The organism is Leptolyngbya sp. FACHB-261 (assembly GCF_014696065.1).
Classification (GTDB): domain Bacteria; phylum Cyanobacteriota; class Cyanobacteriia; order FACHB-261; family FACHB-261; genus FACHB-261.
This window is the reverse complement of record NZ_JACJPL010000013.1, coordinates 112,775-129,208: the sequence shown is the minus strand read 5'-3', so window position 1 is coordinate 129,208 and position 16,434 is coordinate 112,775. Positions and strand designations below refer to the sequence as shown.

Annotated in this window: 15 protein-coding genes; 4 read left to right on the top strand and 11 right to left on the bottom strand. The window is 48.7% G+C overall.

The features are described from left to right. Positions 1-85: 85 nt before the first annotated feature. From H6F94_RS05700 to H6F94_RS05650, 11 genes are all read right to left on the bottom strand, one after another. A complete protein-coding gene (locus tag H6F94_RS05700; RefSeq protein WP_190801259.1) occupies positions 86-463 on the bottom strand; it encodes an SDR family NAD(P)-dependent oxidoreductase in 378 nt (125 codons plus the stop codon). A 54-nt stretch (positions 464-517) separates the two neighbouring features. Then, complete coding sequence (locus H6F94_RS33205) at positions 518-1,906, bottom strand: mercuric reductase (RefSeq protein WP_313949229.1); 1,389 nt, start codon at positions 1,904-1,906, stop codon at positions 518-520. A gap of 23 nt (positions 1,907-1,929) precedes the next feature. Further along, positions 1,930-2,577 carry a cysteine hydrolase family protein gene (locus H6F94_RS05690; RefSeq protein WP_190801258.1) on the bottom strand — a complete coding sequence of 216 codons (648 nt, stop codon included), beginning with the start codon at positions 2,575-2,577 and terminating at the stop codon, positions 1,930-1,932. 149 nt (positions 2,578-2,726) lie between these two features. After that, positions 2,727-3,614: an alpha/beta fold hydrolase gene (locus H6F94_RS05685; RefSeq protein ID WP_190801257.1), complete on the bottom strand. Its 888-nt coding sequence runs from the start codon at positions 3,612-3,614 to the stop codon at positions 2,727-2,729. Positions 3,615-3,730: 116 nt separating this feature from the next. After that, the gene (locus H6F94_RS05680; protein ID WP_190801256.1) at positions 3,731-4,726 is read right to left on the bottom strand and encodes an alpha/beta hydrolase; all 996 of its coding nucleotides are present in this window, start codon (positions 4,724-4,726) and stop codon (positions 3,731-3,733) included. Between the two features lie 138 nt (positions 4,727-4,864). Further along, entirely contained in the window at positions 4,865-5,755 is an 891-nt protein-coding gene (locus H6F94_RS05675) for an alpha/beta fold hydrolase (RefSeq protein ID WP_190801255.1), read from the bottom strand. A 41-nt stretch (positions 5,756-5,796) separates the two neighbouring features. After that, positions 5,797-6,036, bottom strand: coding sequence for an SDR family oxidoreductase (locus H6F94_RS33500; RefSeq protein WP_190801254.1), 240 nt, complete (start codon positions 6,034-6,036; stop codon positions 5,797-5,799). Positions 6,037-6,068: 32 nt separating this feature from the next. Continuing rightward, positions 6,069-7,457 (bottom strand): mercuric reductase, encoded by a 1,389-nt coding sequence (locus H6F94_RS05665; RefSeq protein WP_190801253.1) that lies wholly within the window; start codon positions 7,455-7,457, stop codon positions 6,069-6,071. 233 nt (positions 7,458-7,690) lie between these two features. Then, entirely contained in the window at positions 7,691-8,260 is a 570-nt protein-coding gene (locus H6F94_RS05660; RefSeq protein ID WP_190801252.1) for a DUF981 family protein, read from the bottom strand. A 688-nt stretch (positions 8,261-8,948) separates the two neighbouring features. Further along, positions 8,949-9,137, bottom strand: coding sequence for an alpha/beta fold hydrolase (locus H6F94_RS33495; RefSeq protein WP_396426419.1), 189 nt, complete (start codon positions 9,135-9,137; stop codon positions 8,949-8,951). A 192-nt stretch (positions 9,138-9,329) separates the two neighbouring features. Further along, on the bottom strand, positions 9,330-9,752 hold the full coding sequence (locus tag H6F94_RS05650; RefSeq protein WP_190801251.1) for a nuclear transport factor 2 family protein: 423 nt from the start codon (positions 9,750-9,752) through the stop codon (positions 9,330-9,332). A 769-nt stretch (positions 9,753-10,521) separates the two neighbouring features. On the opposite strand from H6F94_RS05650, the gene H6F94_RS05645 reads away from it, so the two are divergent. From H6F94_RS05645 to H6F94_RS05630, 4 genes are all read left to right on the top strand, one after another. After that, positions 10,522-10,974, top strand: a complete 453-nt coding sequence (locus H6F94_RS05645; protein ID WP_190801250.1) for a cupin domain-containing protein — start codon at positions 10,522-10,524, stop codon at positions 10,972-10,974. A gap of 48 nt (positions 10,975-11,022) precedes the next feature. After that, on the top strand, positions 11,023-11,598 hold the full coding sequence (locus tag H6F94_RS05640; protein ID WP_190801249.1) for a hypothetical protein: 576 nt from the start codon (positions 11,023-11,025) through the stop codon (positions 11,596-11,598). Positions 11,599-11,781: 183 nt separating this feature from the next. Then, positions 11,782-13,338: a GMC family oxidoreductase gene (locus H6F94_RS05635; protein WP_190801248.1), complete on the top strand. Its 1,557-nt coding sequence runs from the start codon at positions 11,782-11,784 to the stop codon at positions 13,336-13,338. Between the two features lie 430 nt (positions 13,339-13,768). Then, complete coding sequence (locus H6F94_RS05630; protein ID WP_190801247.1) at positions 13,769-16,270, top strand: two-partner secretion domain-containing protein; 2,502 nt, start codon at positions 13,769-13,771, stop codon at positions 16,268-16,270. Positions 16,271-16,434 lie beyond the last annotated feature (164 nt).

Sequence of the window (16,434 nt, the reverse complement as noted above, 5' to 3'; positions counted from 1 at the left end):
CGGTAGTAACTCGATGGGTAGTGGAACGCTCAGGTACTTAGGCGCAACGCTATAGAAGATTAGTCAAAAGCAAAGAAGTGAATTCTTACCTAGACCGCTGCAAAGTGACAGCCGCGAATAAATTAGCATTAAATGTCTGCTGCCAATCATCATCACTTAGGGCAAGTACGCCACCGCTCGGTGCCGAAGAACCGCCAACATTATTGATTAAAATATCTACGCCATCGAGACGAGCAAACACTTCCTCAATGACCTTTTTTACACCATCAGGTGTGCTGATATCGGACTGAATAAATAAATCTGGCGATTGAAGTTCATTGGGCTTTGAGCGGACGGTTGCTATCACCTTTGCACCGGCTTGCCTCAGACGTTTGACGGTCGCTTCGCCCATGCCTTTGGTTCCGCCTGTAACCAGCACTCTCTTGCCGGATAGCTCGTCGGGGTCAATTTGGAGGGTTGTCATGAGCCTGAGAGCCTTGTTTGGGTATGTAGATTGCGAGGCGTTTGCACTTGCTGCCTACACCTTTGAAAACAGCAAATTCAACCCTTCGGTCATCGTTGGATGAGTCAAAACGCCATCGCGCAGAACGGTGTAGGGTAGCTGAGCCTGCATCACCATCTGCACCGTTGAAATTACTTCACCTGCTTCATGGCACAACAGTGAACACCCAAGAATACGACCTGTCACGCTATCCACGATCGCCTTCAGCAGTCCATCAGTTTGACCCAGTGTTCTCGCTCTAGGAATGGCTGAGGCATCCAGCATCGCCACGCGGATGGCATGTCCTTGTCGTCGCGCTTCAGTTTCGGTCAAACCCACATGAGCCAGTTCTGGATCAATGAATAGACAGGATGGCACCAATCGGTCGCGCGTGCTGCGGTTACCCCCATCAATAAGATTGGCTTTGATAATGCGATAGTCGTCGAGCGACACATGGGTATATTGCGGTCCGCCATTGATGTCGCCCAGCGCCCAAATCCCCGGTACATTCGTCTCTAGACGTTCGTTGACTCGAATGAATCCGCCTGCACCTACTTCAACACCAGCGGCGGCTAAATTTAAGCTATCAGTAGTGGACGACCGACCGACAGCGATGAGCAAATGTGACCCTTGTAGACTCACCTCTTGGCCAGCAATGTGGATGTGAAGAGTGGTCTCACTATCAACGCGATCAACTCTCAAGACCTCTGCGTTCAGCAAGAATTCAATGCCGTCCCGCTGCAGTAGCGTTTGAACCGCATTGGCAATATCGGGGTCTTGCTGTGACAGAATTTGCTCACTTCGCCCAATTACGGTGACGCGGGAGCCAAAGCGTTGAAACATCTGGGCAAACTCCAACCCAATGTAGCCACTCCCAAGCACGATCAGATGCTCAGGCAACTGTTCTAGCTCCATGATTGACTCGCTGGTCAAAAACCCGGTTTCTTTGAGTCCGGGAATTGATGGAATCAACGGTCGGGTACCTGTATTAATAAACAACCGTTCTGCGGTGAGTAAGCGAGTTGTGCCTTCAGCTGTTGTTACTTCAATCGTTTTGGGTGCTACAAAACGGGCGGTGGCAATGATCAGTTCGTGACCCAGAGCAGTTTCTAGATTGTGCAAGTTCACTGCACGCGCCGATTGCACCACCGATTGCTTGCGCTGAACGACTGCTGCTAAATCAACAGTGGGCGCGTTAGTTTTCACACCATAAGTGGCACTATTCCGAACTGTATTTGCTACTTCTGCGCTTGCCACCATCGTTTTGGTGGGAATGCAAGCAATATTGATGCACCCGCCACCAATCATGTTTGAACTGCGTTCCACCAACGCAGTCTTGCGTCCATCTGCAACCAGCGCTGGTGCTAGTGTTTTACCTGCTTTACCGCCACCGATAACAATGTCATCGTAATATTCAGTGTCCACTTCTATCTCCTTTAAGTTTGACGTTATGACATTGCTATTACAACGTCGTCTGTAGACAGAACTGCATTGGCGATATACCCAAAGTTAATCAGTGCTGCCTTGTAGCCATCGCCTAACTCCGGATGGTGCGGGGCAGCGGTTGCATCCTTGACAACGAGCACCTCAAATCCTTGCTCGATTAAATCGCGCAGGTGAGCTTCAACACAGAGATTCGCCAACATCCCAAGCAGAATGACTTTACTGATGTTGCGCTTACGCAGTTGCAAAACGAGGTCATTGTTCTGGGGTCCATAGGCTTTATGAGGACTAACTACGACCGTCTTGCCATCCTCAATAAAGGGCTTGTAGCGATCGAGCCAGTCAGCACCTGACCCCAAAAAACCGTCAAGACTTAACGGCCCACTGCGAACAAATTCCTTGACCTCAAGCATCATCTGCTCTAGGTTTCCAGCAAATTTCCAAGTGTAGTCAGTGGGGTAGTAATAGTGAGGAGAGATGAAAACCTCAAAACCATTCTGCTTCGCGGCTTTGAAGACTCGCTCGATGTTCTCGACAGTTTTATTGTCCTTGACGCTTTCACCTACCAAGTCCCAGGAGACCCCGGTTTCACTTAAGACATCATTTTGTGGGTCGATGACGACTACTGCGGTGTCATTTTTATTGATGTTCATGGTTGTTTTTTTGCTTGTTGATACGCTGATAGCCTCGTCAACCACCAATGTGCTAACCGCCCATTTGCTGACGTTGTAGACACCGCTTTCCTGGGTAGGAATATGTATTGGAATTTAATTTAGACAAGTCTCCACTAGACTCTAGGGTGCTAAATGACACCCGCCTTCAGTAATACCCTTTCTCCAACGTGAGTGGTCATAAATCGCCGGATATGGTCTGCGATTGCGTCCCCATCTTCTTCCAGGGCAAAGTGCCCGGTATCGAAGAGATGAAACTCAAGGTTCTGCAAGTCGCGTTTGTAGGCGTAGGCTCCTTCTACTAAAAAGCCTCGGTCGTTCTTACCCCATACCACTAGCGTGGGTGGTTGATGCTGACGAAGGTAGGCTTGCCATTGCGGATATAGCAGCAGATTGGACTGGTAGCTGTATTTCAATGCCAGTTGAATATCTAGGTTGCCAGGGCGATTGAGGAGGGCTTGATCCAGAGTCCAAGTATCAGGACTGAGGTTTTCTAGATTCCTGGCTCCGGTGGTGTAATACCGTTTCGTGGCATCCACTGTCATAGTCTGGCGCACCCGCTCGGCATTTTCAGGTGTTTTGTGCTGCCAATAGGCTCTCATTGGTTTCCAAAAGTCGCCTAACCCTTCCTCATAGGCATTGCCATTCTGCACAATCAGGGACTCTACTCGCTCTGGATTTTTAGCCGCGATTCGATAGCCAATGGGCGCGCCATAATCCATTAAGTAAAGGCTGTAGCGTTTCAACCCGATCGCATCGATAAAGCCTGTCATCACTTCGGCAAGGTGATCGAAGGTGTAATCAAACTCATCCACCGCGGGCATGGAACTATAACCAAAGCCAGGATAGTCGGGGGCAACCAGATGGAAGCGATCGGCAAGCGCAGGCATCAGATTGCGGAACATGTGGGATGACGTGGGAAAACCGTGTAGCAACAAGATAGTTTGCGCATCAGGTGAACCTGCTTCCCGGTAGAAAATGTCAAGCCCATCAACAGTAACTGTGCGAGATACCGTCACATACAATCTCCTCAAATGGATGCGTCAAATACAAGGCCGTTCCGCAGAGTGATGATGACCACTGCGGCATCATTCATGCTTGATATTCATAGTCTTTCTTGCTGAACGAGCGATCCCTATTGCAGGTATTTTTTCAGTTCAGCGGCTGCGTGGACGAAAAGAGAACGAACGGCCGGAACCTCGGCCAAACCATTCAACAGTCCGAAGTCATGGATCATGCCGTTGTAACGCACAGTTGTCACGGTTACCCCGGCTTCATCCAACTTGCGTCCATAAGCTTCGCCTTCATCTCGCAAGATATCGCTTTCGGCGACCTGAATTAACGCTGGGGGCAATCCTTTCAGTTGCTCAATCGTAGCCTGTAGAGGAGAGGCGTAAATTTCTTTGCGTTTTTCCAGATCAGTTGTATAAAGGTCATACATCCACTTCATCAAAGGTGTGGTCAGGAAACGTTTCTCGCCAAATTGTTGATAAGAATCTGTTTCAAAATTAGCGTCCACGATCGGCCACATCAGGATTTGCAACTTAATGTCTGGTCCTCCCTTCTCTTTTGCCTTCAATGCGGTCACAGTCGTCATGTTACCGCCAACACTGTTGCCGACAATTGCCAGATTTTTGCCATCAACACCAATCTCTTCACCATGCTCGGCAACCCATTGCGTCGCGGCATAGATCTCATTGATAGCCTGCGGGTACTGAGCATCGGGAGTTGGAGTGTAGTTGACAAAGACAGCCGCAAAACCTGAAAGCACGACGAGATCGCGAACCATGCGTTTATGTGTTGGATAATCACCCAGCACCCAGCCGCCGCCATGAATAAACATGAAAACAGGTAAGGTGCCCTTAACACCTTCAGGTCGCACGATGTTTAGCTTGATCGAATAGCCGTCAGCAGTAATTGTCTTCTCAGACTCGTCAATCCCTGAAAGATCAACCTCAACAGAAGCTTGCGCATCCACTAGCGCTTGACGCGCTTCGACTGGAGGGAGCGTCTCTAAAGGTACACCACTTGAATTCAGAACTTTCAAAAATGCTTTCACTTCTCTGGAAAGACGTGGATCATCTGCGACTTCCAAAATTTTCACCGCTTGTGAGTTTGCTTGAGCAACCATAAGTTCTCCCTGAATTTATAGGGGGTGAATAATTTGTTGAAGTGTCACTGTCAAGCTAATTAACTTGACAGTGCTAACTGATGGGCAGCGATCGTGGAATGATGATCACCGGCTATCGATATCGCTTTCCAGTGAAGATTATTTTCGGCTAGAGGTTGCCATAAGACCCTTTTTCATAACATGAGTTGTCATAAAGCCACGAATATGATCCGCGATCACATCCCCGTCCTCTTCTAGGGCAAAGTGCCCAGTATCCAGTAAATGGAACTCAACATCTTTCAGATCGCGCTGGTAGGGATAGGCACCCTCAGCGGGGAAGATATAGTCGTTCTTACCCCAAACAATCAGGGTCGGCGGCTGGTATTTGCGGAAATACTCTTGCCATTGGGGGTATAGTGGCGGATTCGTGCCATAGCTATACAACAGCGCCAGTTGGATTTCAGCGTTTCCGGGGCGGTCGAGGAAGAGTTGATCCATAGTCCAGGTATCCGGGCTAATCGCTTCAAGATCGCTAACGCCGTTGGTATATTGCCACTTGGTTGCTTCCAGGGTGACAAGGTGAGTGAGCTTGCTAGCATTCTCAGGCGAACGCTCTTGCCAGTAAGCCTTGATCGGGTCCCAAAATTCGCGCAGTCCTTCCTCGTAGGCATTCCCGTTTTGGACAATCAACGCTTCCACTCGCTCTGGGTGTTTTGCTGCAATCCGATAGCCGATGGGAGCACCATAATCCATTACGTAAAGGCTATATTTCTGGAGATCGATCGCGGCAATGAATTTCTCCATAATCTCAGCCAGATGATCAAACGTGTAGTCAAACTCATCCACGGTTGGCATCGAACTGTTGCCATAACCTGGATAATCGGGTGCAACCAGATGGAATTTATCGGCTAACGCAGGGATCAGATTGCGGAACATGTGAGAGGATGTCGGGAAGCCGTGCAGCAGCAAAATTGTCGGATTACTGCGCGAGCCCGCTTCGCGATAAAAGATATCTAAACCATCGATCGAAACGGTGCGAAATGTAGTCACGAGATTACTCCTTGAAGATCAGGTCTATGGGATCAAATACGTTAAGCAAAACCACCTGCGATAGGCAGCGTTGCCCCCGTGATCCAGGCTGAATCGGAAGATGCGAGGAAGACAACCGCAGGGGCAATGTCCTGGGGTTGTCCGATCCGTCCCAAGAGAATTTGCGAAGCATAGTTAACAACTACCAATGCTCCTTCGGATGCCAGATGTTTAGCGATCTCGGTACCAATTCCTTTGGATGCCCCTGTCACAACTGCAACTTTTCCGTCTAGCTTTTTCATGATCATTAATCCAGTAATATTGCACTCGCTGCCTACAACTTTGAAAACAGCGCGTTTAACCCTTCAGTCATCGTGGGATGGGTCAAAACTCCGTCACGCAAAACGGTGTAGGGCATCTGGGCCAACATCACCATCTGCACCGTTGAAATCACCTCACCCGCTTCATGGCACAAGAGCGAACACCCGAGAATACGACCTGTCTCGGTATCCACGATCACCTTCAGCAGCCCATCCGTTTGACCCTCTGTTACCGCTCGCATAATGTCTGAGGGATCTAGCTTCGCCACACGGATGGCATACCCTTGTCGTCGTGCTTCGGTTTCGGTCAGACCTACCTGAGCCAGTTCTGGATCGATGAACAGACAGGATGGAACCAAGCGTTTGCGCGTGCTGCGGTTGCCACCATCAATCAGATTCGCTTTGACAATCCGATAATCGTCCAGCGACACATGGGTATATTGCGGCCCGCCGTTGATATCGCCTAAGGCCCAAATATTCGGTACATTCGTCTCCAAGCGCTCGTTAACTTGAATAAATCCGCGAGTATCTGTCGCCACACCCACAGCGGCTAAATTTAAGGAATCAGCGTTTGACGACCGACCGACGGCGACGAGCAAATGCGAACCCTGGAGCTTAATGTCACGCTCGGCAACCTGGATCTGTAGGGTAATTTCATTGCCAGAGCGATCAACTCTCAATACCTTTGCTTTTAGCAAGAAGTCAATGCCGTCTCGTTCCAGTAGCGTTTGTACCGCATTGGCAATATCGGGATCTTGCTGCGACAGGATTTGCTCACTTTGTCCAATTACGGTGACACGAGAGCCAAAGCGCCGGAACGTCTGGGCAAACTCCAACCCAATGTAGCCACTCCCGAGCACGATCAGGTGCTCAGGCAACTGTTCGTTCTCCATAATCGACTCACTTGTCAGAAACCCAGCTTCTTCGAGCCCTGGCACCGGTGGAATTAACGGTCGCGTGCCTGCATTGATAAAAAACCGTTCTGCGGTGAGTAAGCGAGTTACTCCCTCAGATGTTGCCACTTCAATTGTTTTAGGTGCCACAAAGCGAGCGGTGCCAATGATCAGATCATCCCCCAATGCAGTGTGCAAGTTATTAAGATTGATGGGTCGCAGGGACTGCACGACCGATCGTTTGCGCTGAATCACTGCAGCCAAGTCAATCGTGGGTAGTGTTGTGTTGATGCCATAGGCAGCACTGTTTCGCACAGTATTTGCAACCTCTGCACTGGCCACCATTGTTTTGCTGGGAATGCAAGCAATGTTAGGGCACGAGCCACCGATCATGTTTAAGCTGCGTTCCACCAGAGCGGTTTTGCGTCCGTCCGCGGCTAGTGCAGGTGCTAGAGTTTTACCTGCTTTACCGCTGCCAATAATAATATCGTCGTAGTATTGAGTATCCATTTTTACCTCTGCGTTTGACGTTCCTTCATTCGGCATTGAGATTACTTCACAGCAGAACTCGCTGCTTTAATTGCGTAAGCCTTGAGTTTTTTACTTGGCAAACAATTCTTTGCCTGCTAAGGTAGCAGCTTCTGGGTATTGCCGTAATCGGCTGCGTAAACAATTAAAACCTTCGTCACTATTTATCTCACACTTGTTGGAAAGGAAAGCGCATTAGAGTTGTTTTGCATCAGCTACTTTGGCATAGGCTGCCAGGCTGAGAAGTTAGCAAGATGTACCCAGTAGGAAGCCAATCCAATAAAACCAAAGATGAGTGCTGCCACAATTAATACAATGGCTCCAATTATTCGCAAGAAACGATTTTCTTTGAGATAGAGCGTCAGTGCAGCAAAAACCCCTCCTAACCCCACTAAGATGAACCCAATTCCTGCTGGCACAGCAATTGGTGTTAGCCCCAGATTGATGAAGCGCAAGCCAATGAGAAGTGATACGAGTCCGGCAAAGAATCCATAGATGCCCAGACTTATTAGCTCCCAACCCATTGCCAAAGTGAGTGAAGTTCCTGCAAATAGAACGCCAAATAGGGCAGTTGTTTCGCCAAAGGCGATATTGAAACTACCGGGAATGGGCCAGGTGAACGTCATGTGCAGGCCAGTGACCAAGGCGATCGCGCCGACCACACCAAAACCTGGAATCCAGCGTCTCTGGTTTGAAGTACCTAGCCCAAAATATACATAGGCAGCTAGCAGAACGAGTCCAGCTGCCAAGTTAATCAGCATGAGTGTAACGTAATCGATAAACATGAGTAGAGTTCCTGCAAACGTTCGACTTTATTGGAACTTAGATAAAAACTGAAACAACAAAGCTTTCTATCTGCTTAAATCCTTGCATGACAGTTGCAGTTGTCTGAACTAGGTTTGGAATGCAATTGTGTACCTCTTAAACTTAGGACACACCATTGATTTACACCAGGCGAGATCGGCAAGTTAAGATCTAATTTAACGAGCAAAAATTAAATAGTGTAAACACGAGAGATAATGCTTCACCTGGCAAGCACGAAAACGGAAATGGGTAAGCCGAAAAATGTGATTGAGCCAGAGGATTGAACGGTGAAGAAAACTGTAAAATCAACTTGCCAGTAATCGTAATATTCGAATGGATAGACCTAGACGGCTTTGTCTGGTCCTCCGTGAACGGTCAGATCGGCCTGCCGCTGCCGTCCAAATTGAGCAATCGCAGTATAACTCGCTCGTTGACTGGCTCTTTGAAAATCCCAGTTCTAACTTTTTTCCCTTTCCAAGCCGCTTCATGCGGAAGCCCTACGTTGACAGAGATAAGTTTCATATTTATAGCTCTGCTAACTCGCATCCACTTTGGGCAGACGTTGAAATGCTACCTACTTTCCAACTATTTAAGGAGAAAAGGGCAAGCTACCAAAGCCAAATTCTTTCTTCCACTTTTGCCTTTTGCCCTTTAACCGGAAGTATTGGATTAATTCCCTTGTTTAAGGAAGTTCAACCATGCAGGGTTGACTTGCTCCGCAGAAGTCCAAATGACTGCGTGGGGACCGCCAGATATCACTACAAAGTGACTGTCTTTGATCAACTTGGGTAGCCTTGCTCCAGTGGAATGATAAGGAAGGATGCGATCGGCCTCTCCCTGAAGGATTAGGGTTGGCACGTTGATGCGTGGCAGATCATCGCGAAAGTCGGTCAGTCAGGCTGGGACACAGTCCAGAGCCCCCTTAGCTGAAGCACCTGCTCCAAAATCTTCGTAGTAAATATCGATGCTTTCAGAGTTTTCTTTGCCGACAGTAACGTAAGGCATTAAAGTCTTCTTTTGTTAATTGGTTTGTTGCTTTAAACTTCCAGCTCAGATAAAGAAGGCGTTCATACCCTCAACGTCGGAGAGATAAGTCTCGATTGCGGCAATTTTGTTGCCCTTGAGCTGACATACCGTTGCCAGATACTCGTCGAGTGTGCGATTGCCTTGCTGGGCAGTATTGTGCAAAGACAAAGCCACGTTGTCTCTGCTAACGAGAATATGCTGTAGCTCAAAGCTCAGACTGTAGCCTGCAATCTTGCTCGCCCGCTCAACTACAGAATCAGCTCCGTTGGCAGTTCCTGAGATTGTGTTGTCGCCCGGCAATGTCCAGTGTGCGTCGTTAGCCAGGAGGGCCCGCAGCGCGCTCCAGTCTCGTGCAACAAGCGCAGCGTGGAAGTGACGGGCGATCTCGAATTGGGTATGGTAGCTGGTTCCTTGTGAGGCGACTTCTGTTTGAGAGTGTGGATTCATAGTCAGGGATGTTATCTATACAAAAAATCAGATTGCCATTCCAGCCCAGGGCAAAATCAGGAATTTAATTTTTGCTCTGGGCTGAGAGAATGGTGATATTCTCTCAGCACTGTGGTCAGTGTTTGATCTGCAGCAGCGCAGACGCGAGAGTCAAACAGCCAAGGAAATGGTGTGATCAGATTGCTCCTTAGCTGAATGACTTTTGCAATAAGTAGTAATTTTGGTTGTGCTGCAAAACCTGAAGGAGCGGATGTATTTCACCTGATTTCAAACGAGCCACCCCCATTCTTCGGAGTTAGGCTAATTCAGACCAGGCAAGTTCTTGAAGATAAGTTTCAACTTAAGCCTCTGAAGTTGACGAAGGCACGTAATGTCTAAGGAGCAACAGGATTGACTGAAGTGAAATGCAAAAAATCACCCCTGAAGCATTCGGTGCGTTGGCTTAGGCTGCCCGTGGCCTGTATCGAGGGTTGAGATGATTGACCTAACTCAGAGCTTAACTGGCGCATCTTGAGTGGTGGAATTTGGGTAAATCTTGAAGACTACGGTAGAGGTAGTCATAAGGGGATAGGGATGGGCCATAGTAACTATCTTGAAGGTCGAGCACTTTGAAGCTTTCCAGGAAGAGGGCTTCGAGATTGCAAGAGCAGCTGTTTTGAGAGGGTTCGAGAAATAAGAGTTTCCTCTCTGATGTTGCTGATATGAACGCCTTCTAGGGCGGAGGCTTGATAGTTCATCACACAAATCATTCATCAATAAGGACAATCGAATGACACAGTCACTCTGGTTTTTTGGCGCTCGCCTCAACATCGTTGCCGATCACACCACGACTGGAGGTAAGTACGATTTGATCGAAGGCTACTTCCCACCTGGCTCACAAACCCCTCCTCATCGCCACACGCGCTATTCTGAACAACTCTATGTGCTGGAAGGGGAGTTCACAGTCTGGGCAGGTGAGAACAAAGTTGTGCTGAGCGAAGGTGAAAGCTTCCTGATTCCGATTGGCACAACTCACGTTGTCGCTGCACTCGGCAACCAGCCAGCTCGCGGCTTGGTCGTTGCTGCACCCAGTGCCTTTGCGCGGCTGATTGCAGCGGTGGGGACGCTGGATGAGACAGAACCACCGGACATGGAGCTAGCTGAACGTATTTCTGCCGAGATCGGCGACGAAATTCTGGGTCCGCTCGGAGCCCTACCCTTCGCAGATGCTACGAACCCATAGCGATTCCCTTAAGATGATGAACAAAACCAGTGCAAAGTCGTTTTGACTGTGTTCAACCCGGTTATCAATCCATTAATTACTTTTTCGCTACTTGTATTGGCAGATCAACCGTTGAAGCTGGCAGAAAAAATCAAGTTTTCGGGGATTGCCAGTCTGTTTGCCTCTGGGCTAGTCATTTTGTGCCTGTTCATCTTCATGCGTCTCGGGCTGATTAACTCTCCAGATATTCCTGATCGCAAGCAGCGCTCTTTCCCCTTAATTGTGGCTGCAATTGTATTATTCGCTGGCTTCCTTACTTTATCGTTTGCTCATGCACCTAACCTGATACAGGGCTTAATGTGGTGTTACGCCACAGAAACACTGATTGTCGCCATCATTTCGTACTGGTGGAAAACCAGTATTCATACAGGAAGCATGGCTTGCTCTCTAGTAGCTCTCACTTTATCGATTTGGCGCGATTTTTCTTCCCTTCTATCTATTACTGCTGCTAGTGGGCCAAGCGCGAATTATTTTGAGGCGATACACAATTACGCAGGCGGCTGCTGGTGCTTGATTAGGCGTTATCCTGACCGCGATTCAACTGCTGTTCTTCAAACTTGCTTAAGTTACATCTTAACTGATTAATTTTGCCTGGTGATCACTCTGTCGAACTTATAAGATCTCTGCATACAGTGCTTTACTTCAACCAGACCCTGTAGGCATTGTGAGCAAATGACTCAGCAGTGTTTCAGCGAGCGTTCTTCAAACCCATTAATTCTCGCTCATTCCTGGTGACATTAATCCATTACAACCGAGAAGGAGGATGTCATGCCCCAATACGACTACATTGTGGTTGGTGCAGGTTCGGCAGGCTGCGTGGTCGCAAACCGTCTGACACAAGATAGTGACACAACTGTGTTATTACTCGAAGCGGGCAACCCGGATACGAAACCAGAGATTCAAATCCCGGGAGAATGCGTCAATCTACTCGGCACTGAGGTGGATTGGAGCTATTTCTCTGAACCAGAACCCTACCTGAATAACCGCAATATCTTTTGTTCTCGTGGCAAAGTCTTGGGTGGCAGCAGTTCGATTAATTTCATGTTTTACATTCGAGGCAGTCGTCATGATTATGACCACTGGCAAGCATTAGGAAATCCCGGTTGGAGTTACCAGGATGTCTTGCCCTATTTTAAGAAATCTGAGCACCAGCAGCGAGGCGGGTCCGAGTTTCACGGGGTCGATGGGGAGTTAAGTGTGACTGATCCGATTTCCCCTGCTGTCGTATCCCACCGCTTTACAGACGCAGCGGTGGCATTGGGATATGACTACAATCCTGATTTCAACGGTATACAACAGGAAGGGGCAGGATTATATCAGTTGACTGTCAAGAATGGTAAACGACACAGTGCTGCGGCTGCCTTCCTCGTGCCCATTCTCCAGCGTCCCAATTTGACCGTAACAACTGGGGCCTTAGTAACTCGATTGTTGTTTGAGGGCACTCGCACCGTCGGAGTGGAATATCTGCAAGAGGGCTCGCTGCACCAGGTCAGAGTTAATCAGGAAGTGATTTTAAGTGCGGGTGCGTTCGATTCACCCAAACTGTTGATGCTTTCTGGCATTGGCAATGCAGCTTACTTGCAAGCAATGGGGCTTTCTGTCGTCGCTGATTTGCCAGGGGTTGGTCAAAACCTCCAAGACCACATTCTCATTCCTGTGGCATATCAAGCAACTCAGAATTTACACCCTGCAACCACCAGTAGTATCGCGGAAGCTGGATTATTTTTGCATACCGAGTGGAATTCGGGACCTGCACCCGATTTACGGTTTTATTTCGGTCCCAAGCTGTTCGCACCACCTGGCTATCCCCACTCTGATTGGGCATTCACAGGGGCGTTCTCTTTAACCCATCCGCAAAACACAGGTAGTGTCAAGTTGCGATCGCTCGATCCGAAAGATGCCCCCATGTTACAGATGAACTATCTGCAAAGTGAAGTCGATGTGCGAAAAGTTGTTTTCGCAATTAAGTTAATCCGTCAATTGTTTCATACCAGCTTCTTTGATGAATTTCGCGGTGCAGAAATCGCTCCGGGTGCCGAGATTCAGAGCGATGAAGACCTTGAAGCTTATATCCGCAACAGTTGTGGCACAGAGTGGCATCCTGTCGGAACCTGCAAAATGGGCACTGACTCGATGGCGGTTGTAGACCCTGAACTGCGGGTCTATGGAGTTGAAGGGTTGCGTGTTGTCGATGCATCCATCATGCCGACGATCACCACAGGTAATACGAACGCACCCACCATCATGATCGGCGAAAAAGGAGCCGATTTAATTAAAGCTGCGGGTGACGCTTCACAACAAGTACCTTTAGCAATTGCCAGTTAACAGTCTAGCTAACACGGACGAAGGCCTTCTCTATCTGCTGGTGACAACGAAGACAATCGGCCTGCCCTTGCTGGTCAAAAGGGTGTTGCCTATTTCATCCGCCTCGCAGTTAGCACCGCTACTGACACTAGCAAATCAGATCAGTTCGGCTACTTATCATTTTGTAGTGCCTAAGGAGATAGATCAATGTCAGACAAGCATAATGATTTCAATGAATACTGCCATGTCTAGTACTCCTATGATTGGCAATCCAGATTTTGATTTTTCTGTCATGATGTAGCGCGAGCATAATTTCGAATCTCAAATTGAGAGGAGTGGTTGTTTGAGCGAGTTTTAGTCAAGTCGACCGCTTGCCCTTCAGCAGTTTTTACAACACAATCACCCAAAGGAGCTATCTTGTCCATATCACTCCAGGGGCTAAGACAGCAAAATGAACCAGGGGCGTTTGCAAGCATGGTTTTTGACTGGTAGCACCCTGGGTGCGTTGCTTTTCGCTCAATCAATGGCCGCACAAGTCGTGCCTGATAATACGCTGCTTGGGGGAGAGCGATCGCAAGTCACGGGCAATCTTAATTTCCAGATTAATGGCGGAGCAAGGCAGGGTGGCAATCTATTCCACAGCTTTAGACAGTTTTCTGTGCCGACTGGAGGCTCTGCCTACTTCAACAATGCACCCAGCATCACCACCATTTTCACTCGCGTCACAGGTGGGTTGATTTCTAATATTGATGGTTTGATTCGGGCAAATGGGGCGGCGAATCTGTTTTTGCTTAACCCGAATGGCATTTTGTTTGGTCCGAATGCCCGACTTAACATTGGTGGTTCGTTTGTAGCGACGACTGCCAACAGCATCAGCTTTGCCGATAATTTTCAGTACAGCGCCACGAATCCTCAAAGGACACCGTTGTTAACTGTTAGTGTTCCATCTGGGTTGCAGATGGGAGCAAATCCAGGTCCGATTGTGGTGCAGGGGAATGGATACGATTTATCCGTTACAGTGCCTATTTTTTCACCTCTGATTAGAGGTGGTAGTGGAGCAGGGTTGCAAGTGCCAGCCGCTCAGACCCTTGCTTTGATTGGTGGAGATATAGCCATTGATGGCGGCACGCTGACAGCAGAACAAGGGCGGATTGAGTTAGGTAGTGTGCGCGATGGGCAAGTGAACCTCAGTTCTACGACCTCTGGTTTTGCGTTTGATTATCAGGGAAGCCAACGCTTTGGTGATATTCGCCTCTCGCAACAGGCACTAGCCGATGCTAGTGGAGGTGGGTTGATTCAAGTACAGGGTAATAATGTATCGCTCACTGATGGCTCAATTCTTTTGATTCAGAACCAGGGGACTCAAGCAGGCGGGAGCGTCAGGGTTAATGCTGCACGGTCTTTAGAAGTGAGTGGAAGCAACGCAGATGTTGAATTTCGCGGCTTGGAAAGTGAAACTGTGGGAGTTGGACGTGGAGCAGATATTACAGTTTCAACTCAGCAGTTGATTGTACAGAATGGGGCGGCAGCCTTTGCTCGCTCCCACAGTTCTGGGGATGCTGGCAATATAACTGTAAATGCTTCTGATTCTGTTCAATTGACTGGAACTTCACCTACAAATCCTAGTGTAAGCAGCGCCATCAGTACTATTGCTTTCAGCTCTGGAGATGCAGGAGATGTCATCGTGTCAACACAGGAGATAACTGTTCTTGATGGAGGAGTCATCGCATCGCCAACTTTTGGAGTTGGTCGCAGCGGAGATATCACCGTCAATGTGCTCGACTCGATAAGACTGATTGGACAGGGTAATGTTTCCAATCCAAGTACTCTAGCTGCTACTACTAATAGTCCTGGAGATGCTGGTCAGATCACAGTCAATACTGCAAAGTTAGTGATTCAGGATGGGGGATCCCTTTCGACTTCTACTCTAGGAACTGGTCGTGCAGGTAATATCACTGTCAATGCCAGAGAGTCTGTCGAGATCAGTGGTCGCCCCCTCACACCTGGTGCACCCAGTGCAGTGAGGTCGGCTGCTGCGATTGCGCCTGAAGCCTTACGACAAGCTTTTGGATTACCTGATAGACCTAGTGGAAGTTCAGGTAGCTTGACCATTAACACGCCCCGTTTGAGCATCAGCAATGGGGCAAACGCCACTGTCAGTAATGAGGGAACTGGAAGTGCTGGCACTTTGCGGGTGAATGCCGACTCGATCGTTATCGACTGTGGTAGTGCGATTACTGCGGCTACTGCATCTGGAGAGGGAGGCAACCTTGACCTGAATGTAAAGGACGTTTTGTTGCTGCGAAGCAATAGTCAAATTACAACCTCGGCGGGTGGTACTGGCAATGGCGGCAACATGCGGATTGATGCAGGCTCGATTGTTGCTGTACCCACTGAAAATAGCGACATTCGTGCCAATTCTGTCAGCGCTCGTGGCGGTAGTGTCTTGATTAATACCTCTGGCATCTTCGGCATCCAGTTTCGTTCTCAAGACACGACTTCGAGCGACATCACCACTACCGGAGCCAGCTCTGCTGAGAGTGGCACCGTCCAACTCAATATCAATCAACTTGACCCCACCTCTGGCTTAGTCGAACTGTCCACCACTGTTGCTGATCCAGCTCGTTTCATTGCCCAAGGTTGTCCTGCTACGCAAGGTAACTCGTTTGTGATCACCGGTCGAGGGGGATTACCTCCCACCCCTGAGCAACAGTTGGATGATGATGCCGAGTGGCAAGACCGCCGTAGGCTAACCGTGGCTAGTCAGACTACTGGTGGAGAAGTCAGAAGTCAGGGCTCAGCAGTCAGGAGCCGAAAGTTAGATAGCCCAATCCTCGAAGCAACGGGCTGGCAGGTGAGTCCGACCGGAGAAGTCATCCTGGTTGCGGCCACCCCTGAGCCAATTGTGCAGAATCCATTGAACCAGTCAGGGGTTTGTAAAGGCAGGCAGTAAACCGCTTAAAGTGAAATTAACTCCCTTATCTTGCCTGCTTATCTTGCCTGGTGTAATTCTGATAATCCTTTTATCTTGTTGCTGTCTAGACGTTGATGCTGGGTCTATAGAAGTTTGAGAGAGGCAACTCAAACTAAGTAACTTGAAGTCCCTCCTTTAACTAA